Annotated in this window: 20 protein-coding genes and 2 tRNA genes; 16 read left to right on the top strand and 6 right to left on the bottom strand. The window is 64.4% G+C overall.

Features of this window, described 5'->3' with window-relative positions:
- Positions 1-137 precede the first annotated feature (137 nt).
- The 11 genes from ACIOWL_RS00475 (at position 138) to ACIOWL_RS00425 (ending at position 10,877) form a co-directional block, all read left to right on the top strand.
- On the top strand, positions 138-2,528 hold the full coding sequence (locus tag ACIOWL_RS00475; RefSeq protein WP_400380302.1) for a trypsin-like serine protease: 2,391 nt from the start codon (positions 138-140) through the stop codon (positions 2,526-2,528).
- A 185-nt stretch (positions 2,529-2,713) separates the two neighbouring features.
- Positions 2,714-3,295 (top strand): hypothetical protein, encoded by a 582-nt coding sequence (locus tag ACIOWL_RS00470; RefSeq protein WP_400380300.1) that lies wholly within the window; start codon positions 2,714-2,716, stop codon positions 3,293-3,295.
- Between the two features lie 195 nt (positions 3,296-3,490).
- Positions 3,491-4,192: a signal peptidase I gene (lepB, locus tag ACIOWL_RS00465; protein ID WP_400380297.1), complete on the top strand. Its 702-nt coding sequence runs from the start codon at positions 3,491-3,493 to the stop codon at positions 4,190-4,192.
- Position 4,193: 1 nt separating this feature from the next.
- Positions 4,194-4,913, top strand: coding sequence for a ribonuclease HII (locus ACIOWL_RS00460; RefSeq protein WP_400380294.1), 720 nt, complete (start codon positions 4,194-4,196; stop codon positions 4,911-4,913).
- Positions 4,913-5,233 carry a DUF2469 domain-containing protein gene (locus ACIOWL_RS00455; RefSeq protein WP_400380291.1) on the top strand — a complete coding sequence of 107 codons (321 nt, stop codon included), beginning with the start codon at positions 4,913-4,915 and terminating at the stop codon, positions 5,231-5,233. Before ACIOWL_RS00460 ends, ACIOWL_RS00455 begins: the two co-directional genes overlap by 1 nt.
- A gap of 101 nt (positions 5,234-5,334) precedes the next feature.
- On the top strand, positions 5,335-5,700 hold the full coding sequence (locus tag ACIOWL_RS00450) for a YraN family protein (protein WP_400380288.1): 366 nt from the start codon (positions 5,335-5,337) through the stop codon (positions 5,698-5,700).
- Complete coding sequence (locus tag ACIOWL_RS00445; RefSeq protein WP_400380286.1) at positions 5,697-7,238, top strand: YifB family Mg chelatase-like AAA ATPase; 1,542 nt, start codon at positions 5,697-5,699, stop codon at positions 7,236-7,238. Before ACIOWL_RS00450 ends, ACIOWL_RS00445 begins: the two co-directional genes overlap by 4 nt.
- Before the next feature lie 24 nt (positions 7,239-7,262).
- Positions 7,263-8,522 carry a DNA-processing protein DprA gene (locus tag ACIOWL_RS00440; protein ID WP_400380279.1) on the top strand — a complete coding sequence of 420 codons (1,260 nt, stop codon included), beginning with the start codon at positions 7,263-7,265 and terminating at the stop codon, positions 8,520-8,522.
- A gap of 28 nt (positions 8,523-8,550) precedes the next feature.
- Positions 8,551-9,579: a tyrosine recombinase XerC gene (locus ACIOWL_RS00435; protein ID WP_400380276.1), complete on the top strand. Its 1,029-nt coding sequence runs from the start codon at positions 8,551-8,553 to the stop codon at positions 9,577-9,579.
- Positions 9,580-9,720: 141 nt separating this feature from the next.
- Positions 9,721-10,224 carry a DUF3145 domain-containing protein gene (locus ACIOWL_RS00430; protein ID WP_400380273.1) on the top strand — a complete coding sequence of 168 codons (504 nt, stop codon included), beginning with the start codon at positions 9,721-9,723 and terminating at the stop codon, positions 10,222-10,224.
- A gap of 278 nt (positions 10,225-10,502) precedes the next feature.
- Positions 10,503-10,877: a VOC family protein gene (locus ACIOWL_RS00425; protein ID WP_400380270.1), complete on the top strand. Its 375-nt coding sequence runs from the start codon at positions 10,503-10,505 to the stop codon at positions 10,875-10,877.
- Between the two features lie 12 nt (positions 10,878-10,889).
- Here ACIOWL_RS00425 and ACIOWL_RS00420 read toward each other — a convergent pair whose 3' ends face one another.
- The 6 genes from ACIOWL_RS00420 to aceE form a co-directional block, all read right to left on the bottom strand.
- On the bottom strand, positions 10,890-11,465 hold the full coding sequence (locus tag ACIOWL_RS00420) for a dihydrofolate reductase family protein (protein ID WP_400380267.1): 576 nt from the start codon (positions 11,463-11,465) through the stop codon (positions 10,890-10,892).
- Positions 11,466-11,632: 167 nt separating this feature from the next.
- A complete protein-coding gene (gene fabF, locus ACIOWL_RS00415) occupies positions 11,633-12,880 on the bottom strand; it encodes a beta-ketoacyl-ACP synthase II (protein WP_400380264.1) in 1,248 nt (415 codons plus the stop codon).
- Between the two features lie 131 nt (positions 12,881-13,011).
- On the bottom strand, positions 13,012-13,257 hold the full coding sequence (locus ACIOWL_RS00410; RefSeq protein ID WP_188947790.1) for an acyl carrier protein: 246 nt from the start codon (positions 13,255-13,257) through the stop codon (positions 13,012-13,014).
- A gap of 219 nt (positions 13,258-13,476) precedes the next feature.
- Positions 13,477-14,400 carry an ACP S-malonyltransferase gene (locus ACIOWL_RS00405; protein WP_400380261.1) on the bottom strand — a complete coding sequence of 308 codons (924 nt, stop codon included), beginning with the start codon at positions 14,398-14,400 and terminating at the stop codon, positions 13,477-13,479.
- A 173-nt stretch (positions 14,401-14,573) separates the two neighbouring features.
- Entirely contained in the window at positions 14,574-15,773 is a 1,200-nt protein-coding gene (locus ACIOWL_RS00400; RefSeq protein ID WP_400380258.1) for a PucR family transcriptional regulator, read from the bottom strand.
- A 138-nt stretch (positions 15,774-15,911) separates the two neighbouring features.
- On the bottom strand, positions 15,912-18,701 hold the full coding sequence (gene aceE, locus ACIOWL_RS00395) for a pyruvate dehydrogenase (acetyl-transferring), homodimeric type (protein ID WP_400381517.1): 2,790 nt from the start codon (positions 18,699-18,701) through the stop codon (positions 15,912-15,914).
- Positions 18,702-19,019: 318 nt separating this feature from the next.
- On the opposite strand from aceE, the gene ACIOWL_RS00390 reads away from it, so the two are divergent.
- The 5 genes from ACIOWL_RS00390 to ACIOWL_RS00370 all read left to right on the top strand — a co-directional run bounded on the left by ACIOWL_RS00390 (position 19,020) and on the right by ACIOWL_RS00370 (position 21,591).
- The gene (locus ACIOWL_RS00390) at positions 19,020-19,436 is read left to right on the top strand and encodes a DUF3052 domain-containing protein (RefSeq protein WP_400380255.1); all 417 of its coding nucleotides are present in this window, start codon (positions 19,020-19,022) and stop codon (positions 19,434-19,436) included.
- Positions 19,437-19,886, top strand: a complete 450-nt coding sequence (locus ACIOWL_RS00385) for a redoxin domain-containing protein (protein WP_400380252.1) — start codon at positions 19,437-19,439, stop codon at positions 19,884-19,886.
- Between the two features lie 84 nt (positions 19,887-19,970).
- Positions 19,971-20,046 (top strand) — tRNA-Val (locus ACIOWL_RS00380).
- Positions 20,047-20,291: 245 nt separating this feature from the next.
- On the top strand, positions 20,292-21,425 hold the full coding sequence (locus ACIOWL_RS00375) for an AI-2E family transporter (RefSeq protein WP_400380250.1): 1,134 nt from the start codon (positions 20,292-20,294) through the stop codon (positions 21,423-21,425).
- A 93-nt stretch (positions 21,426-21,518) separates the two neighbouring features.
- A tRNA-Val gene (locus ACIOWL_RS00370) sits at positions 21,519-21,591 on the top strand.
- Positions 21,592-21,707 lie beyond the last annotated feature (116 nt).

Here is a 21,707-nt window from a genome sequence, read left to right as displayed (position 1 = left end):
TTTCGCTGGAGCTGGTGCTTGAAACTGGCATGCCATCCCCGATAAGGTTTCATTTTGGTAACAAACTGAGTTTCAACATGTCCGCAACTACCAGGACATGCCAGAACCCTCGCACCATAAAATTGGGAGAAGCATTAATGCCAAAACCGAATACGAAAGCGGCGCAACGAGGCTTCGTTGCTGTGGCAGCCACGGCCCTTGTGGTCGGCGGTAGCTTCATGCCTGCCGCCGCCGCGCCCGAAATTAACGATGCTCCGGCCGAGTCGCCGAGCGCGTCGGCCTCTGAGTCGGCAAGCTCTTCGGCTACTGCTACCGAAGGTGCTGTGCAGACCGAAGGCCTGAGCGAAGCAGTGCAGCGCGACCTGGGCAAGAGTGTCGAAGAATTCAACGCCGAGTCCAAGGTGTCGGAAGAAGCCGCGGAACTCCGCGAGAAGTTGACCGCCAAGGGCATCGAAGCTTCCGCCAGCGTCGAAGACGGCAAGGCCGAAATCAAGGTCAGCAAGGCTGATGAAGCCAAGGCCAAGAAGGTTGTCGAAACCTCCGCGGCCAAAAATGCTTCGATTACCACCGAGATCGGCAAAATCCGGAACGTCTCCGACGTCTACGAAGAAGTGCTTGAGAACGTCAAGCCAAGCGAGCTCTCGCGCTTGACCGCGATCATGAACACCAAAGATGGCCTGCAGATCATCGCCGACGGTCCCGCCGGCGCAGAACGCAAAGCCAGCGCAAGCCCGAGCAAGTCTTCTGCAGTGGTGTCCTTGACCCTGGAAGAGTTCGTGGAGCAGGCCAAGGGTGTGGAACTTGTTGAGGGTTCCGGCCCAGCCAAGACCACCGCCGCGAACGACTTCTTCGGTTCCATGGGCTACCTCATGGACAAGTCCGGTCAGCCTTCGGCGAATAGCACCGTCTGCTCGGCAGGCTTTAACGCCTGGTCCCCGAGCGGGGCGGACGCCATCATCACCGCCGGCCACTGTGCCGAAGACGGTAAGACCCAGGTGATCGGCATTGCCGAGCAGAGCAAGCCGAATACTCTTGATGCTCTCGGCGCCCCGCTGGGCAACTTCGGATTCAGCCAGTTCGGCGGGCCGAACAACTCGGGTATCCCCGCGGAAGACCTTGAGGGTCTCACCCAGGAGGAACTGAACGAAGTCCTGGCGAACACCGAACCCGGGACCGACGTCGCGGTGATCGATGACATCAACCCGGAGCTGAACCTGCCGGCCGCTGTGTCGAATTGGCCGGCTGCCGGACCGCGTGAGGGATCGGTCAACGTGACCGGTGTCGCCAAGGCGGTTGTCGGCGCAAATGCTTGTTCCTCGGGCCGCACCACTGGCTGGAGCTGCTCCGAAATCCTGGGCGAAGGCATGTTCTTCGTCTTCGGTTACAACAACGATCAGCGTGCCATCTGGGGCTATGTAGCCGAGAACCCGGGGCAGACCGTTCTTGACCAGGGCGACTCCGGTGGAGCCGTACTGGTTGGCTCGCGCGCCATCGGCGTGAACTCCGCCAACAGCGCCGGTGCTGACGGTGCTGAGAACACCGCCGATGACATCGCCTTCTACACCTCGCTGTCCGACGTGCAGTCCAAGGGCTACATTGACGGCTACCAGGTGAAGTTCTTCGTGAACGTCCCGGCGGTGACCTCGGTGGCCAATGGCGCAGAGGTTGAGCCAGGTACCGCAATCAAGGGCTCGGTATCCGATGCCAGCAGCGGCACCCAGGTCAACGTGATCGTCGACGGCAACGTTGTTGACACCGTGAATGTTGATTCCTCCGGGAACTTCAGCTTCAGCGCCCCGCAGACCGAAGGCACGTTCAACTACACGCTGGAGGCGGTCAATGGGCGCAACAAGTCCGAGCAGGTTACCGGCAACGTTGTAGTGGTGGCGGCAGAGCCAACCCCGACTCCAACTGAACCGACGACTCCAACTGAACCGACGACTCCGACTGAGCCTACGACTCCGACCGAGCCGACTGAGCCTACGACTCCAACTGAGCCTACGACTCCGACCGAGCCGACTGAGCCTACGACTCCGACCGAGCCGACTGAGCCTACGACTCCGACCGAGCCGACTGAGCCTACGACTCCAACTGAGCCTACGACTCCGACCGAGCCGACCGAGCCTACGACTCCAACTGAGCCTACGACTCCGACCGAGCCGACCGAGCCTACGACTCCAACTGAGCCGACCGATTCGACTGATCCGACCGAGCCGACCGAGCCGACGACTCCGACCGAGTCGACGGATCCAACCGAGTCATCGACCCCAACCGAGTCGAGCTCTTCCACCGAGGAGCCATCCGCCTCGGCTTCGGAATCCGCCACGGACCAGCCAACCGCATCCGCCAGCGACTCGCCTAGCAAGTCCAGCGATGCCAAGGACCCGAAGACGGACCAGCCGAAGAAGGACGACCCACTGGCTGACACCGGTGCGAGCAGCGTTCCGCTGATCGCCGCTGGCGGCGCCCTGGCACTGATCGGCGCCCTGGTGCTGCTGGTTCGCCGCGGCACCCGACGCCACGGCTAAGGAACAACGTTCCACGGTGAGCGCAGCACGCTCACACTGACAATGCCCCGTTGCCGGCTTCCGGCAGCGGGGCATTGCCATGCGGCACACATCTGCCACTGAGCTGGCTTTACGCAACACACGCTAGGCTCGGGACAGTGGCAGTCCAGGCGCGCTCAACGACGCGCCAGAAGACGAGGTAAAAGATGAGAAAAACAGTAACGAGCCCGCTGGCCCTTGCGGCCTCGGTGGCCGTCGCGGGGCTGGTGTTGGCCGGGTGCGGCGCTCAGGAACCAGCGGCCCAAGGCACCGAAAACCCAAGCGCAACCCAGAATTCGAGCAGCGGAGCAGCCACCGTGGATCAAAACGCACTGCTGGCAACCAACGAGCACTTAGCGCAGGAGCTGGGGGAAGCGTACGTGCAGGGCTGGATCCAGGAAGGGCAGCTGAACGTCTCGGTGACCAGCGACGACGCGCTGAAAACGGTTGAGGATGCGGGGGCGGTGGGCCACCTCACGCAGTTCAGCAGCGACGAGTTGCGCGCGGGGATTTCGCAGATCATGGCGTGGCAGGCGACGCAGCCGACGCAGCTGCGCACCTCAATCCACGCCTACACGCTGAACCCGAACACCGGTGGAATAACCTTGGCGGTCGATCCCGCCCAGCGCGACGCCGTTGAAACTGCGCTGGCCGAGGACAAGCCGGCCGGGCAGATCCCGCTGGACTTCACCGACAGCGCCGGCCCGGCCTCCCCGGCCCCGGCCACCGTCGGCACCCCCTCGGGGTAGCCGACCCAAAACCATGCCAGGCCGGTACCGCGTTGCGCGGCACCGGCCGCAGGTGTTTGATCGGCCGCCACCCCGCCGGGCACACACGCAAAAGTTCGGGTGATTTTGGCCGTGCAGCGCGCCACTGGCTCGTGGTTGGAGCGCGGCTACGTAAGATAGAGTCATCGACCACCAGTGAAAGGGGCAGACTCAGCCGTGAGCGCCGAATCAGCCGAAAGCCCGCAGCAGGGCGGACCGCTCTACAAACTTTGGCGCTTCATCCGAGAGGTCGTGATCATCCTCGCGATCGCCCTGGTGTTGTCCTTCGTGATCAAGACCTTCTTCTTCCGCGCCTACTACATCCCGTCGGGCTCCATGGAAAACACCTTGCAGATCAACGACCGCATTTTCGCCAACCTCATGGTGCCGGGCCCCTTCGAGCTCGACCGCGGTGACGTGGTGGTGTTCCGCGACGACTTGGATTGGCTGCCGCCGCTGCAGTCCCAGCCCACCGCGGTGGAATCCGCCCTGTCGTTTGTGGGGATCCTACCGGCCGCGGGCGAGCAGTACCTGGTCAAACGCATCATCGGCACCGCGGGTGACACCGTTGAATGCTGCACCGCGGATGGGCTGCTCACCGTGAACGGCACCCCCATTACCGAGCCGTACATCTACCCCGGCAATAACCCCAGCGACATGGCCTTTAAGGTCACCGTGCCGGAAGGCAAACTCTGGGTGATGGGCGATCACCGCGCCGAAAGCGCCGATTCGCGCTTCCACCCGGACGTGCAGGGCGGATTCGTGGACGTGGACTCGGTGCAGGGCAAGGCCTCGATCATCTCCTGGCCGGCCTCGCGCTGGGGGAGCATCGACTCCCACAAGGAAGTTTTCGACTCCGTCCCGACCCCGGGGTCCTGAGATGTCCTCCTCCAATCCCACCACCCTTGAACACGAACGTGCGCTGGCCGCCGAACACTCGGTGCGTTTCATCGGCGCCGTCGACGAGGTAGGCCGCGGCGCGCTGGCCGGGCCGATCAGCGTCGGGGTGTGTGTGATCGACATCCAGGCGGTCGCAGAATTCCCGGAACTGCGCGACTCCAAGCTGCTGGCTCCCGCCGCCCGCCAGGCGCTGGTTCAGCCGGTGCGCGACTGGGCCGCCGGCTACGGGGTGGGGCATGCGACGGCCAAGGAAGTCGACGAGCTGGGGGTCACCGCGGCGCTGCGGCTGGCCGGAACCCGCGCGGTGGCACACTGCGCGGTGGCACCCCAGGCGGTGCTGCTGGACGGCAGCTACGATTGGCTCACCGCACCGGAGCAGGACTTGTTCGACCTGTTGGCCGATGACCGCGAACCGGTCGGCCTGCACACCCCGGTGCGCACCGTGATCAAGGGGGATATGACCTGCCAGGGAATCGCCGGCGCCTCGATCCTGGCCAAGGTCGAACGCGATCAGCTCATGATCGAGCTGGCCGCCGAACACCCGGACTTCGGCTGGGAAGTCAACAAGGGCTACGCGACCGCCGCCCACCGCGCGGCGATCGGCAAACTCGGACCCTGCGTGTACCACCGCACAAGCTGGAACTTGACTTCGGACCCCGACTCGGACCAAGGTAAAGCCACCGACACGAAGGCAAAATGATGGCTGGCGACGAACTAGAAAACTACGAATCCGACATGGAGCTGCAGCTCTACCGCGAGTACAAAACCGTGGTCGGGCTGTTCAACTACGTGGTGGAAACCGAACGCCGTTTTTACCTGGCCAACCAGGTGGACGTGAAAACGCTGTCCAACGCCGGCGAGGTCTACTTCGAGCTCGCCCTCACCGACGCCTGGGTGTGGGACATCTACCGCCAGGGCCGTTTTGTGAAGGCGGTGAAGGTGCTCACCTTCAAGGACGTCAATATCGAGGAGCTTACCCGCGACGAACTGCAGATCCCCAAGGACGGTCTGGAAACCTAATCACCGGGTTCTCCACAATCCGCCACCCCGCCCGCCGCCGCCTTGGCGCCGCGTTTGACAATGGTTCTCACACGCACCGGCAAATACCTATGGAGGCGGCGATGAGAACCACGCAGCAACAGCTCGGGGACCGCGGGGAGGCGGCGGCGGCCGAGTTCCTGATTGCGGCCGGCTACTGGATCCTGGAGCGCAATTGGCGTTGCCGATTCGGCGAACTGGACCTGGTGGCCCGGGACCCGGCCGGTGCGCTGGCCGCCGTTGAGGTCAAGACCCGCTCGTCGATGAGGTTCGGTACCGGATTCGACGCGGTGCACCCGGCCAAGTTCGCCAGGCTGCAACGCCTGCTGATTGCCTGGTGCCAGGCCCACGGCAGCTACTGCCCGGCGCCCCGGGTGGACGTGATCGAGGTTTATCCCGCCCCCGACGGCTCCCTGAGCTGCCGCCACCTCAAAGATGTGCGCTCATGAGTACCGCCCGCACCTACGCGGTGGCATTTCACGGTGTGCAGCCGGCGCTGGTGGAGGTGGAAGCCGACCTGGGCAACGGCATCCCCGGTTTTGTGATCCTGGGGCTGCCCGATGCGTCGCTGAACGAGGCGCGCGAACGGATCAAGGCGGCCGCCCGGAATACCGGCATGCCCGTCGCCAACCGCAAACTCACCGTGAACCTCAGCCCGGCGACGCTGCCGAAATTCGGTTCGGCCTTCGACCTGGCGATCCTGATTGCCGCCCTGAGCGCGGATCGGCAACTGGCCGCGCCCCCGAATACCGTGTACCTGGCAGAGCTGGGCCTGGACGGGATGCTGCGGCCGGTGCCCGGGGTGCTTCCGGCCGCGCAATTGGCGCTCGCGCTGGGATTTGACAACCTGGTGGTGGCGCGCGGCAACGAGGCCGAGGCCCGGCTGGTTCCTGGGGCCAGTGTTTTCGCGGCCGACCACCTGGGCCAGGTGCTCGTCCACTGCGGGGCGCAGGCCGGCGCCCTGAGAATCACCCTGCGCCACCGCACCGCGACGGCCCCGCCTGCCGGCCCCCGGGAGCCCGAGGCAACCGACCTGTCGCTGGTCACCGGGCAGCACGAAGCGCGGTTGGCCCTGGAGCTCGCCGCGGCCGGGGGACACCACCTGATCATGGTGGGCCCGGCCGGCGCAGGAAAAACCCTGATGGCCAGCGCCCTGCCCACGATCCTCCCGCCGCTGAACGAGATGCAAGCGCTGGAGGCCACCGCGGTGCATTCAATCACCCAGGGGGCGCTCGCCCCCATCACCGAGCTGCGCCGGATTCCGGCATTCATCTGCCCGCACCACACTGCCTCGCTGTCCGCGCTGATCGGCGGCGGAACCCGGCGCCTGATCCCCGGTGCGATCACCCGCGCCCACCACGGGGTGTTGTTCCTGGACGAGGTGGCCCACTTCAACTCCGGGGTGCTCGACGCGTTGCGCCAGCCGCTGGAGGCCGGCAGCATCACCCTTGATCGCACCCGCGGGCATAGCAAACTTCCGGCCCGGTTCCAACTGATCATGGCGGCCAACCCGTGCCCCTGCGGGCGGAACTATGGCACCGGGACCGGGTGCACCTGCACCCCGATGGCCCGCCGGCGCTACTTCTCCCGGTTATCCGGGCCGATCCTTGACCGGACCGACCTGCAGGTTCGGCTGAATCCGGTGACCGGGTCCCAGCTTTTTGGCGCGCCGCCGGGCGAGTCGAGTGCCGTGGTGCGCGAGCGTGTCCTGGCGGCCCGTGAGCGCACGGCCCACCGCTTGGGCACATACGGGATCGGGTGCAACGCCGCGCTGCCTACCCGGATCCTGCGCCACGAGTTGAGCTACCCGGCGGCCACCGGCCAGGCGGTGGACTCCGCCGCCGCGCGTGCCGAGCTGTCGGCCCGGGCCACCGACCGGTTGCTCCGGGTGGCCTGGACCATCGCCGATCTCCAGGGCCATGACCGGCCCGACCCGGGCGACGTGGACCTGGCAGCCCACCTGCGCCAAAACCTCAATGGCGTTTAACCTTCGCGGGAAAGGAACCCCACCGTGAGCAGCACCCCCGAACCTGGACCCCGGCGGCACGACGCCGTGGGCATTCCGGCGCACACCCTGTGTTTTGCGCAGCTGAACCAGCTCATCGAACCGAACGACCTGACCGCCACCGCCCTGCTGGAACTGATGAGCCCGGCCGAATTGCTCGCGCTGATCCACCGGGAGGACCATGTGCCCTCCGGCCTGGAATCCGGGCTGGCCCAGCTCACCGGCCGGCAGCCGGAGCCGAACTCCGCGCAGGACCTGCGGGTATCGTTGACCCGCTGGCGCAAGCGGCTGCCCTACGCCAACGCGCACGCCGCGCTGGAGAGCATCGCACGCTTGGGCGGCGGGTTGCTCAGCCGCCAAGACCCGGGGTGGCCGGCCCAGCTGGACGATCTGGGATTCGCCCGGCCGCTGTGCCTGTGGTGGCGGGCCGGATCACCGCACTGGCTGCACACGCAGCGCCCGACGCATACGGTGTCCGTGGTTGGTTCGCGCGACGCCAGCGACTACGGCAACCAGGTCACCGTCGAGCTGGCCCGCGCCCTGGGGCGCCAGGGAATCACCGTGGTCTCCGGCGGTGCGTACGGGATCGATGCGGCCGCTCACCGCGCGGCGTTGGCCACCGGGGAATGGGACTTCCCCAATCCGCCGACCATCGCGATCCTGGCCGGGGGAGCGGACCGGCTGTATCCCGCAGGGAACCATACCCTGCTTGAAGAGGTGATCGCCCGCGGGGTGCTGTATTCCGAGGTGCCGCCGGGCAGCACCCCCACCCGCTTCCGGTTCTTGAATCGCAATCGGCTCATCGCCGCCTACTCCCGGCTGACCATCGTCACCGAGGCCAGGCACCGCTCCGGCGCGCTGAATACCGCCGGCCACGCCCTTGAGCTGGGCCGCGAGGTCGCGGCGGTGCCGGGCAGCGTGTTTTCACCCAATTCCGCGGGCACCCACCGGCTGATACGGGCCTCGGCGGCCGCGCTGCTGTCCAGCCCGGCCGACGCCGTCGAACTGCTGGACCTGCCCGCCGACCAGGTGCCCGGCGCTGTGCCGGCCGACCCGGCAGATCCGCGCCATTACCCGGCCGATTCGCTGAGCACCGAACAGGCGCTGCTCTACGATGTGCTCCCCATGCGTAAAACCCTCAGCCCGGATGAGCTCTCCGCCCGCAGCGGGGTGAGCATCCTGCAAACGCTCCGCGGACTATCCGAACTGGAACGGCGCGGGCTGGCGGTGCGCAGCGAGGCCGGATGGAAACTGGTGCGCGGCTAGGGCCGGTTCACGCGGTATTCTCGAAGAGATGACGCACCCGAGCCCCGACACCCCGCAACCCCCGGCGCAATTTGCCGAACCGGTCGCCGACTACCTCGACTACCTGCGCCTGCAGCGAGGGCGCAGTGAGAACACGCTGCGCGCCTACGAGGGCGACCTGCGCTCCCTGGCGGTGTTTGTCCACCGCACGCACCAGGTGCTCACACCTGCGCAGGTCCAGGTCTTCATGCTGCGCGAATGGCTTGCAGGCATGTACGAAGCCGAGATTTCCCGCACCACCATCGCCCGCCGGATTTCCTCGGTGAAGAACTTTTTCGCCTGGGCGCTCAAACACCGGCTGGTTCCCGAGGATCCGGCCCTGCGATTGGCGGCCCCGAAGAAGGAGCGGCGCCTGCCGCAGGTGCTGCAGCCCGGGCAAATCGACCGGTTGCTGGCCGATCCCGCGGACCAGCCCGCCGCGGGCGCCAGCCGGCAGGATTCGCCGGACACCGGGCAACCGGGTACCGGGCAAACGCCCGCCGGAATACAGCTGAGCGAGCAGCAGCTGGCGATCCACGCCCGCGACCGGGTGATCGCCGAACTGCTGTACGCCTCGGGGCTTCGCATCAGCGAGCTGGTTTCCCTGGATGTTGCAGACCTGGACTTCACCCGGCGCACGCTGAAGGTGCTCGGCAAAGGCAACAAGGAACGTATGGTGCCCTTCGGCAGTCCGGCGCAGCGGGTGCTCACCAGCTGGCTGCTGACCCATCGAAAGGTCTTGGCCGACGAGGACAAGGCCCGCGGCGCGCTGCTGGTCGGGGTGCGCGGCGCCAGGCTGAACGTTCGCCAAGCCCGCGAGGTGATCGCCCGGGCGCTGAAATCCTTGGGGGATACCTCGGCGAGCGGGCCGCACGCCCTGCGCCACACCGTGGCCACGCACCTGTTGGACGGCGGGGCGGATTTGCGCGCGGTTCAGGAATTCCTGGGCCACTCCTCGCTGGCGACCACGCAGCTGTACACCCATGTTTCCGTGGACCGATTGCGGCAAAGTTACCAGCAGGCGCACCCGCGGGCCTAGGCGTTTCTTCCGATTCTCTGCAAATCGCCCTTCCGAGTAGCGAAAAGTGCTGTTCATCGGGCAAAATGGAAGTATCGGCGGTTGCTGCACCAGCACGATGTTGACGTAGGGGAAGACGATCAACACCGTACGGAGGATGGCATGTCTGCACCGATGACCAGGGGCGTAATTTTTATTCATTCCGCCACTGCTGCACTATGCCCACATCTGGAATGGGCAATCGGGTCCGTGCTCGGAACACCGGTCAAGATGGAATGGACCGAACAGCACGCAGCACCCGGATTTCGTCGCGCCGAAATTGAGTGGATGGGCCCCCAGGGGACCGGAGCGCTGCTGACCAGTGAAATCCATGGCTGGCAGCACCTGCGATTTGAGATCACCGAAGACCCGAGCCCCGGAGTCGATGGCAGCCGCTGGTCGGTCACCCCGGATCTGGGGATCTTCCACGCCACCGTCGACACGGCAGGCAACGTGATGGTCAGCGAGGAACGTATCCGCTGGGCCTATGAAAAGGGCGACGGCAACCCCTCCATCTTCTACCAGGAAATGTCCATCGCCCTGGGTGAAGCCTGGGACGAAGAACTTGAACCATTCCGCCACGCAGGTGAGAACGCCCCTGTTCGATGGCTCAACCAGGTGGTTTAGCCACTGGTTATCAAGTCTCCGAGTCGGTGCCCACTGGCCCGGATCCAGCCCCGGTGGTGCGGGGTTGTTACCAAAAAACAACATGCGATCCCAGCAGTCAGGGGGTCGCATGTTGTGTGTGGCCAGATATTGCTGCCCGGTGTTAGGCTGGGCATGATGAAAACCAGTCTGGCCGCCGCAGGCCGCTCCCGGAACGGCTACCTGGTCGTTCCCTGATCCGCGCTCCACCCGCTGCCCGTTTGTCCACGCACCTGAACATTCGTACAGACAAGGGAATCATGACCGCGTATTTTAATCACACCATTATCGCCTCGCACGATCCAACGCAGATGGCAACGTTTTATCTGGCCCTGCTCGAAGCCACCCGGCAACCGTCCTGGGGGCCGTTTGAGAACATCACCATAGCCGGTGGTGTTTTGCTTCAATTCGCTGCGCCGCCGCAAAGTTTTCCGCCCCAGCACTACGCCTACCTGCTGGACGACGCGCATTTCGACCGCGCCTACCGCTCCATCTGCGCGGAGGGCATCGAGCACTGGGCCGACCCGCAGCGCCAACGTCCCGGGCAGATCAACACGGAGCATTCCGGGCGCGGGGTGTACCTGCTGGACCCTTCCGGCCACTACCTGGAGCTGATCACCAGGCCCTACCTGTGAGCCGCCGGGGCGTTAGCGCAGCACGTCGAAGACGTTTTTCTGGATGCCGTTGGCGTACACGGCGGAATCGACGAGTTTCAGCTTCTGGGCCGGCAGGTCCGCGTCGCTGAACAGCCGTTTGCCGGCGCCGAGCAGCACCGGGAACACCAGCAGGTGGTACCGGTCGATCAGCTGGTGTTCCTGGAGGGAATGGATCAACGTCGCCGACCCGTGGATGCTGATCGGGCCGCCCTCGCCGGCGCGCAGCCGGGCGACATCGGCCGCCGATCGCAGGATGGTGATCTCACCCCAGTTGTGCACCAGGTCCTTGGCGCCAAGGCTTGTCGAGACCACGTATTTGGGCATGGCGTTGTACCCGGGGAATTCCTCGGTCATCTGCGGCCAGATCGGGGCGAAGGCCTGGTAGCTGCGGCGCCCCAGCAGCAGCGCGGTGGCCTCCTGCTGCTCGGTCCCTTTCAGCTCATACGCCGCGGGATCGAACGGCACCGAGGTCATGGTCCATCCGGAGCTGCGGTAGCCGCTTTCGCCGCCCGGGGCTTGAACCACGCCGTCCAGTGAGATGAAAGCGGTGGCGATGATGGTGCGCATTTTCGGACTCCTGGTGCGGTAGCGTAGCTGGCCTCTGGGATGTGAGCCTAACAATCCCGGGCACCGCGCGACAAGCTCCCGGGGGTAAAACCCGGTTTAAACCCGGTTAAGATCCAGGGGCCGGAACCGGGTGTCCGGTTCCGGCCCCTGGGGCAGAGCGGGTGGTGCTAGACGCTGCGGATGGCGACGACGGCGTTGTGCCCGCCGAAGCCGAACGAGTTGTTCAGCGCGACGATGGTGCCTTCGGCCCGCAGGTCGGCCGGTGCGCCGGTGACCACGTTCAGCGGAATTTCCGGATCCTGGTTGTCCAGGTTGATGGTGACCGGGGCCTTGCGGTGGTAGATGGCCAGCGTGGTCAACACGGACTCCACGGCGCCCGAAGCGCCGAGCAGGTGGCCCATCTGCGACTTGGTGGCCGAAACCAGCACATTCTCCAGCTGATCGCCCAGCGCCGCCTTCAGTGCGGTGTATTCCGGCTTGTCGCCCACCGGGGTGGAGGTGGCGTGCGCGTTGACGTGCACCACGTCCTCGGGCTGGATGCGGCCGTCGTACATGGCGGCTTTCAGCGCACGGGTGGCGCCCAGGCCCTCGGGATCCGGGGCGGTGATGTGGTAGGCGTCGGCGGTGACCGACGAGCCTGCCAGCTCGGCGTAGATGCGGGCGCCGCGGGCCAGCGCGTGCTCCTCGGATTCCAGCACCAGGGCGCCGGCGCCTTCACCCATGACGAAGCCGTCGCGGTCGATGTCATACGGGCGCGAGGCCTTGGCTGGATCGTCGTTGCGGCGCGAAAGCGCGTGCATGGAGGCGAAGGCCGCCATCGGCATCGGGTGGATGGCGGCTTCCGCGCCGCCGACCATCACCACGTCGGCCTTGCCTGCGCGGATCAGCTCCATTCCCACGTGCATGGCCTCGGTGCCCGAAGCGCAGGCGGACACGGGGGTGTGCGCGCCGCCGGCGGCACCCAGGTCCAGCGATACTGCGGCGGCCGGGCCGTTAGGCATCAGCATCGGCACGGTCATCGGCAACACCCGGCGCGGGCCCTTTTCCTTCAGGGTGTCCCAGGCGTTCAGCAAGGTCCAGACTCCGCCGATGCCGGTGGCAAAGGCCACGGCCAGCTTGTTGCGGTCGACGTCGTCCTTGGACAGTCCCGAGTCGGCCCAGGCTTCGCGGGCCGCGACCACGGCGAACTGCGTGGACGGGTCCATGCGCTTGGTCTCCGGGCGGGTGAGCACCTCGGAGGGCTGCACTGACGCGCGGGCGGCGAAGGTCACCGGCAGGTCGTATTCCTCAACCCAGCTGTCGTCCATGGTTGCGGCGCCGGACACACCCTTGAGGGCGTTCTCCCACAGGGTAGGGACATCCCCGCCGATGGGGGTGGTGGCTCCGAGACCGGTGATCACTACTTTGCGCGCCATCATCAAACTCTCTACTGGGGTACAACATTGTTGTTAAAAAGGTAAGTGGGGCCGGCTTGACGTACCGGCCGGTGTGCGCGGCTTGCCCGCACAACGGTGGCGCCCACACCGCTGGTGCGGGCGCAAAAGTGCTAGGCCTGGGCGCCGGCGATGAAGCTGACTGCGTCGCCCACGGTCTTCAGGTTCTTGACTTCCTCGTCCGGGATCTTGACCTCGAACTTTTCCTCGGCCTCAACGACGATGGTCATCATCGAGATCGAGTCGATGTCCAGGTCCTCGGTGAAGGACTTGTCCAGCTGCACGTCTGCTTCGTCCAGGCCGGTCTCCGAGTTCACGATCTCGGCGAGGCCTGCGAGGATTTCTTCGTTGCTAGCCATGGATGGCTCCTTTTCTCATGATGCCGGAACATTCCGGTCGTTGCTTCTGGATTCATACCCGCCAGGGCGGGGCAGTATCCGACTTATCGAAACTATTTGGGCGCCCCGCGCGGGGCGCCCAAACGGTTTCACCGCTTAAAGCTTAGGCCAGGTGGCCCTCACCGCTTGAGCGATGACGCGTTAGGCGGGCGAAAATTTTTGGTTTGCGCAGGCTTTTGCCTAGTTGCCGGTGTGCTGTGCGATGAACTCGCGCGCCGCCTCAAGATCGGCCGGGGATTTGAGTGCCAGGGTTTTCACGCCCTTCAGGCCGCGGCGGGCCAGGCCCACCAGGGTGCCGGCCGGAGCCAATTCCAGGATGCCGGTGACACCTTGGGCGGCGAGCGTCTCCATACACAAATCCCAGCGCACCGGGCGGGAGACCTGGGCGACCAGAGAGTCCAGGTTCGCCGCCCCGGAGGCCACCGGGGCCCCATCGAAGTTGGAGAGCAAGGTGGTGCTCGGCTCGGCGGGGGACAGTGTGGCGGCCAGTTCCGCCAGTTCGCCCAGCGCGCCAGCCATGTGGGCGGTGTGGAATGCGCCGGCAACCTTCAGCGGGATCACCCGGGCCTTGGCCGGCGGGTTTTCACCCAGGGCCGCGAGCTGCTCCAAGGTGCCGGCGGCGACGGTTTGCCCTCCGCCGTTGGCGTTGGCCGGGGTCAGGCCCAGCTCGGCCAGGCGCTGAAGGACTTCCTGCGGATCGCCGCCGAGCACGGCGGCCATTCCGGTGGGGGTGGCGGCGGCGGCCTGGGCCATCGCGTTGGCGCGTACCCGGACAAAGTTCATCGCGTCGGTTTCGCTCAGCGCGCCGGCCAGTGCCGAGGCGGTGATTTCTCCGACCGAGTGCCCGGCCAGGATCGTGTTCTCCGGCAGCTGCCGGCCCAGCAGGGCGCGGGCGGTGATCAGTCCGGCGGCCACGATCAGCGGCTGCGCCACCGCGGTGTCCTTGATCTGCTCCTCGTCGGAGAGCGTGCCGTGCTCGATCAGGTCGCGGCCGGTGATCTCGCTCAGTGCGGCCAGGTGCTCGCGCACGCCGTCGACGTCGAGCCACTCGGAAAGAAAACCTGGGGTCTGGGAGCCCTGTCCCGGGCATACGATTGCTAACACTCTTACAGCTTTCCAAAAAATGCTGGCGCGTGGCGCGCGGTCGCGCACCAAGCTCGCAGCCATGGTTTGTAGGTTTCCTACAAAAGCCTAGCGCATGGGGCGCGAAAATTCCCATGTAATGCCACCACATGACGGTGCGCCGACTGTACGGAACCGCCAAAAGGGTCGCGGGCTCACTCGCTCAGGCGCCCGATCACCAGGGCGCTTTGCAGCACAAATGCATCCCGGGGCGAGAGCGGATCCCACCCGGTGATTTCACTGACCCGTTTGAGCCGGTAGCGCACGGTGTTGGCGTGGACAAAAAGCCCGCGCGCGGTCCCCTCCAGCGAGTGCCCCAGGGCCAGGTAGCTGGACAGGGTTTCCAACAGCCCATTGGAAGCCTGCTGCAATGGCCGGTAGATCCGTTCGAGCAGCGCGGTGCGGGCCAGCTGATCCCCATTGAAGGCGCGTTCGGGCCAGAGATCGTCGGCCCCCACCGGGTTTGGCGCCTGCGGCCACGCTCCGGCCGCGGCGTACCCGGCGATGGCCGCCTGGGCGGCCTGCGGCATCTCGGTGACGGTCAGGGCCAGCGGGGAGTACACCAGCGGGCCGGGGCCGAAGAACCGGGCGAGCCGCCCCAGGTCGGCTTCCTCGAATTTGGTGTCGGAGAGCATCAGCACCGAGCGTTCACCCAGCACGCTGACCAGTGAATCGCGGGCGTAGCGGGTGGACAGGCGGCGGATGGCGGAGACGAAACTGACCGAATTGGCCGCCGGGGTCACCCCCACCAGGATGCGGATGTTGCTCTGCGATTTCCAGCCGATGGCCGCCAGCCGGGAGGAGAGCGAATCGTGGCCCTCGCCGTGCAGCACCGCATCCACCACGTGGGCTTCGAGCCGCGAGTCCCACGCGCCGCGCGTTTCGGCCGCCCGGGCGTAGACGTCGGCGGCGGCAAAAGCGACCTCGCGGGAATAACGCAGCACCGCCTCGCGCAGCGCCGCCTGTTCGGGCTCCGGGGCGATGTCCGGGACCTGGGACTCGACCACCTCCACAATGGTGCGCAGCAGCCCCAGCGCCTTTTGCAGCGAGATGGAGCGGGTCAGCTCGGTGGGGGCGGCGCCGAAGACGTCGGTGACCACCCAGGAGGGGGTGGAGGAGGGGTCCTCGTACCAGGTGACGAAGGTTGAAATACCCTTTTGCGCAATCAAACCCAGGGCCGCCCGCTCATTGGGTTCCAGCAAGCGGTACCAGGGCAGCTGCTGGTCGAGATACTTCAGCGCGCTGGTGGAGAGCACCCCGATGTGGTTTTTGAGCCGTTTGACGGTTTCGGCGCTGGGGGTGCGGCGGTTGCCTCGGGTGCGCGCGGCTGAAAACGCTTCGCTGTCTGGGACCATGTCTTCAAGTTTAGCGGTGCACCGCGGGCTTGCCGGGAAGGACCCGGGCCCCTGCGGCAGGGGCGAAAACAGCCGCCCCGCCCGAATGTAGATCGGGCAGGGCGGCTGCGGCGGGTGATGCTCGATGAACCCCGGAGTTTAGGCGTCGCCGCCTGCATTGCCGGACTGGCCGGCGTTCGGGTTGTTCAGATCGTACTTGGCGTGCGCCTTGATGGCCGCGTCGGCAGCGATCTCGCCGCGCTCCACCAGGGCGTGCAGGGTCTGCACCACCAGGGAGTGCGCGTCGATCTTGAAGAAGCGGCGCGCCGCGGAGCGGGTGTCGGAGAAGCCGAAGCCGTCCGCGCCCAGGGTGTGGTACTCACCCGGGACGTAGGGGCGGATCTGCTCCGGAACCGCACGCATGTAGTCCGTGGTGGCGATGAACGGACCGGTGGCCGATGACAGCTTCTTGGTCACGTACGGCACCCGGCGGGCCTTGGACGGATCGACCAGAACCTGCTCGTCGGCGTGCAAGCCGTCGCGGGTCAGCTCGTTCCAGGAGGTCACCGACCAGACATCGGCGGAGACTCCCCACTGCTCGGCCAGGATCTGCTGGGCTTCAAGCGCCCATGGCACGGCCACGCCGGAGGCCAGCAGCTGGGCGCGCGGACCGTCGGTGGTGGCTTCCTTGAGCAGGTAGATGCCCTTCTCAATGCCCTCGACGTCCACGGTTTCCGGCTCGGCCGGCTGGTGGATCGGCTCGTTGTACACCGTGAGGTAGTACATCACGTTTGGATCTTCGTGCTTGCCGCCGTACATGCGCTCGAAGCCCGAGCGCATGATGTGCCCGATCTCGTAGCCGTAGGCCGGATCGTAGGTGATGACCGCCGGGTTGGTGGAAGTCAGCACCGGCGAGTGGCCGTCGGCGTGCTGCAGGCCCTCACCGGTCAGCGTGGTGCGACCGGCCGTGGCGCCGATGATGAAACCGCGGGCCATCTGGTCCCCGGCGGCCCAGAACTGGTCGCCGGTGCGCTGGAAACCGAACATCGAGTAGAACACGTAGATCGGGATCAGCGGCTCGTTGTGGGTCGAGTAGCTGGTGCCGGCCGCGGTGAACGCGCCCACGGCGCCGGCCTCGTTGATACCCGGGTGGATCAGCTGGCCCTGAGGGGATTCCTTGTAGGCCAAAACCAGATCGCGGTCCACGGAGAGGTAGTTCTGGCCGCCCGGGTTGTAGATCTTGGCGGTCGGGAAGAACGCGTCCATGCCGAAGGTGCGCGACTCGTCCGGCACGATCGGAACGATGCGGTGACCGAAATCCTTGTCGCGCATCAGGTCCTTGAGCAAACGCACAAAGGCCATGGTGGTGGCCGCCTGCTGCTTGCCCGAACCGCGTTTGGCGATCGCGTAAACCTTTTCGCCCGGCAGGCTCAGCTTCACGTCCGATTCCTGGCGGCGCGACGGGACCGATCCGCCCAGGGCGGCGCGGTGCTCCATCATGTACTTGTACTCGGCCGAATCCTCGGACGGGCGGTAGTACGGCGGCAGGTAAGGGTTTGCCTCAAGCTGCTCGTCGGTGATCGGGATGCGCAGGTGATCGCGGAAGCCCTTCAGGTCCTCCAGGGTCAGCTTCTTCATCTGGTGGGTGGCGTTGCGGGCCTCGAAGTGCGAACCCAGCCCGTAGCCCTTGACCGTTTTGGTCAGGATGACGGTCGGCTTGCCCTTGAACTCGGTGGCTGCCTTGTAGGCGGCGTAAACCTTGTGGTAGTCGTGGCCGCCGCGCTTGAGGTTCCAGATTTCATCGTCGGTGTAGTCCGCGACCAATTCCTTGGTCTCCGGACGCTGGCCGAAGAAGTGCTCGCGCACAAACGCGCCGGACTCGGCCTTGTAGGTCTGGTAGTCGCCATCCGGGGTCTGGTTCATGACGTCGACCAGGGCGTTGGTCTTGTCGGCTTCGAGCAAGGTGTCCCACTCGCGGCCCCAAACCACCTTGATGACGTTCCAGCCGGCGCCGCGGAAGAAGGCCTCCAGCTCCTGGATGATCTTGCCGTTGCCGCGGACCGGGCCGTCCAGGCGCTGCAGGTTGCAGTTGATCACAAAGGTGAGGTTGTCCAGCTTTTCGTTGGCGGCCAGCTGCAGGAATCCGCGCGACTCCGGCTCGTCCATCTCGCCGTCGCCCAGGAAGGCCCAGACGTGCTGGTCGGAGGTGTCCTTGATGCCGCGGTTGTGCAGGTAGCGGTTCAGCTGCGCCTGGTAGATCGCGTTGGCCGGGCCGATGCCCATCGACACGGTCGGGAATTCCCAGAAATCCGGCAGCGAGCGCGGGTGCGGGTAGGAAGGCAGCGCATGGCCTTCCTTCGACTTCTCCTGGCGGAAGCCGTTCATGTCCTCTTCGGACAGGCGGCCTTCGAGGAAGGCGCGGGCGTACATGCCCGGGGAGGCGTGACCCTGGAAGAAGACCTGGTCGCCGCCGCCTGGGTGGTTCTTGCCGCGGAAGAAGTGGTTGAAACCAACTTCGTAGAGGGTGGCCGCGCCGGCGTAGGTGGAGATGTGTCCGCCGACGCCGATGGAAGGCTCCTGGGCGCGGTGCACCATGATGGCCGCGTTCCAGCGCATGAAGGCGCGGAAACGGCGTTCGATCTGCTCGTCGCCCGGGAACTCAGGTTCCTGGTCGACGGGGATGGTGTTCACGTAGTCGGTGGTGGTCACCATCGGCACGCCCACGGACTTGGCTCCGGCGCGCTGCAGCAGCGAGCGGATGATGAACTGGGCACGCTCGGTGCCCTGGGTTTCGACCAAAGCGTCGAACGAGTCCAACCATTCCTGGGTTTCCTCGGGATCCCGATCTGATAGCTGGTATGTCAACCCACTACGGATCTGGGAGATGTGTTCCTCTACAGCCACTGAAGCTCCTTGATTGAAATTGCGGCTCCGCTGCGGCGCAGACATTTTCTGCCATGCAGCGGGATTGGACATCGGGTGCAGTAACACTGGAGTGGTGTGTCCTGCTCGGTTCACTGCCTACTCTAATGAATCCAAAGACCGAAAAACGACGAGATTTTTGGGCAAAATACCATTAAATCTGCTATTTGAGGTGACTTGCGCAACATTGTGCAGGAGTCACTGGTAGATTGATCCTGTCACTGGGTGTTGGGTCACCTTTGGGTGGGTTATATTTATTCGGCGTGTTATTGCTGCAGCGCTTGAATGGAACGCCGAAACGGTGTTTCGTTGGTAGTAACGCTTTGCACCATCAGGAGGAATGAAGTGAGCGACGCCGTATCGGCAAACTTGGAGACGGTTAAGAAACTGGGCTTCAAGAATGAAGACCTTATCCAGGAACTGGGTTACGACGATGACGTGGACTACGATCTTCGCGACGCGATCGAGGACACTATTGGTTCAGAATTGCTCACCGAAGACGACCATGACGTTGTTGACTCAGTGATTTACTGGTGGCGAGACGGTGACGGCGACCTGGTCGACGCACTGATGGATTCGCTGGGCAACCTAGGTGAAGGCGGCATCGTTTGGCTGCTCACACCTAAGCAGGGTCGCGAGGGGCATGTGTCCCCAGCGTTGATCCAGCAGGAAGCACCAAGCGCCGGTCTGCACGTCACCACCACCGAAGGTGTCTCGGCCGACTGGTCGGCCATTCGTTTGGCACCTCGCAAGAAGAACTAGATGATCGAAACGGGTTCGCGCCTGTTCGATTTTTCGCTGGAAAACCAGTTCGGCGAAACAATCACCAGCACCGGGCTGTCTAGCGGCCGGGTGCTGGTTGTTTTTTATCCATGGGCTTTTTCGAGGGTCTGCGGCTCGGAGCTGGCGCAGCTCCAAGAGCACTTCGAGTACTTCGCCTCCAGATCGGTGCGCATCGTGGGGATTTCGGTTGATCACAAGTTCGCGCTGCGCAACTATGCCGAAATGATGGGGATCGAATTCGATTTGCTGGCAGATTTTTGGCCCCATGGCCAGGTTGCGCGGCTGGCCGGCGCGTTCGACGAACGCCAGGGGGTGGCCACCAGGCTCTCGCTCTACCTGGAAGACGGTGTCGTGCGGCAAATCTTCACCAGTGCCATGACCGAGCCTCGTAATCTGACCGACTATCAGCGGGCGATCGACGGGGAATAGGATGCACTCAAAGCGCCGATTTGCATGTTGCGAAAAAGCTCTGTAGAGTAATTCCTCGTTGGCTTGCAAAAGCCGATGTGGTTAGGGCCTTTAGCTCAGCTGGTAGAGCGTCACGTTTACACCGTGAATGTCATCGGTTCGATCCCGGTAGGGCCCACCAACACGGAACCCGCATCCTTGATTTCCATCGAGGATGCGGGTTTTCTTGTGCGTTGTAATCCGGTCTAAAAGACACCGGGGCGGTTCTTCGCCCGACCTTGGTGTGCGAAGCTGATCGGTCTATGGTGTTCCTCGCCGCGCTCCCGGGCTAGACGGCTAAACATTTCTCACTTCTTCCATGACGACTAGGGGAAACTTGAACATCTAGTATGTTCAATCTCGTCAACGGGGCGGTATGGTACTGACATGAGCATACATTCGAGTGAACCGGGCCGCAGCGGGCGGCGCACTATTGCTTTGACCAGTTTTCCTAAAAGCCTGTCGGTAGTTCCCGGGCAACCGTTTGCCACGGGGTTTGTGATGGCCGCCGGGGCCTTGCTCGCACTCGGGCTGGCAATAGTTGTCATCTCCATGTCCTCGGTGCTGATGTCCATCACCTTGGCGCTGTTTTTGGCCTTGGGGTTGACTCCGGCGGTGAATGCGCTCAAGGGCCGAGGGATGCCCCACGGTTGGAGTGTGCTCACGGTGATTGTGGTGTTTGTCCTGCTCATGGCCGGAGTGATTGCGCTGGTTGTTCCCGCGATCATTAGCCAGTTCACGGCATTCATCGCGAGCATTCCGCAAGCGATCGATGACATGCAGTCAAGTTCTTGGTATGCCGAGCTGTCGGAGACCCTGGGATTCAGCGCCAGCGAACAAATACTGGCCGCCATCGAAACCTACTTCACCGCGCAGAACCTGTTGGCGCTGTCCGGGGGTGTGCTGCAGGTTGGGTTCGGGATCGTCAACGGCATCTCCTCCGCGTTTTTGGTGATCGTGCTGACGCTGTATTTTGTGTCCACCCTTGACGCGATGAAACTGGCGGTAGCGCGTTTGATTCCGGCTTATCGGCGCGAAGGGTTCTCGACGACCCTCAATGCGATTGTCTTCACCGTTGGCCGCGTGGTCGCGGGAGCTGTCACCCTCTCGGCAATCAACGCATCATTGGTTCTGGTTATTTTCCTGATACTCGGATCCAAGGTCGCGATATTGTTCGCCCTCGTCGCCTTCCTGATTACGTTAATCCCGATGATCGGGTCCGTGCTCTTTTTGTGTATCGGCACGGTGGGCGCGCTACTGATGAGCCCTACGGCCGCGGTCATCTTCCTGATCGTGTACTTCATTTACGTCCAGCTGGAGGCGTACCAAGTTACCCCTCGAATCATGGGCAAGGCAGTTAATGTCCCGGGTGTTTTGATCATCATCGCCGCGATGACCGGAGCGGCGCTGATGGGACTCTTCGGCGCACTGCTGGCCATCCCCATTACCGCGTCGATCTTGATCATCGTGCGTGAAGTGGTCATTCCCAAGCGCGATGCGCAGATTGAACCACCGGCGTAGAGATGCACATCACTAGGCTCTGACTTGCGTGGATGCAGGATTCCGGATAAAGTTATTTTCTGTTGGCGCAAGAAGTTCGAGCGTCAATGGTGAGGGCCTTTAGCTCAGCTGGTAGAGCGTCACGTTTACACCGTGAATGTCATCGGTTCGATCCCGGTAGGGCCCACCGCAAAGTAACCCGTTCCACTTTGACCGCAATGGCAAGTGTGAGCGGGTTTTCTGCATCCCGCCTCAAGCTACCTGGGTTAGGGTTCTGAGCTTTTGAGGTCGGCGAACGGTTCG

Origin of the sequence: Glutamicibacter sp. NPDC087344 (assembly GCF_044744225.1) — a bacterium.
In the GTDB taxonomy this organism is placed as follows: Bacteria; Actinomycetota; Actinomycetes; order Actinomycetales; family Micrococcaceae; genus Glutamicibacter.
Note: the sequence above shows the minus strand (reverse complement) of the source record. Positions and strands in the feature narration are given on the sequence as shown.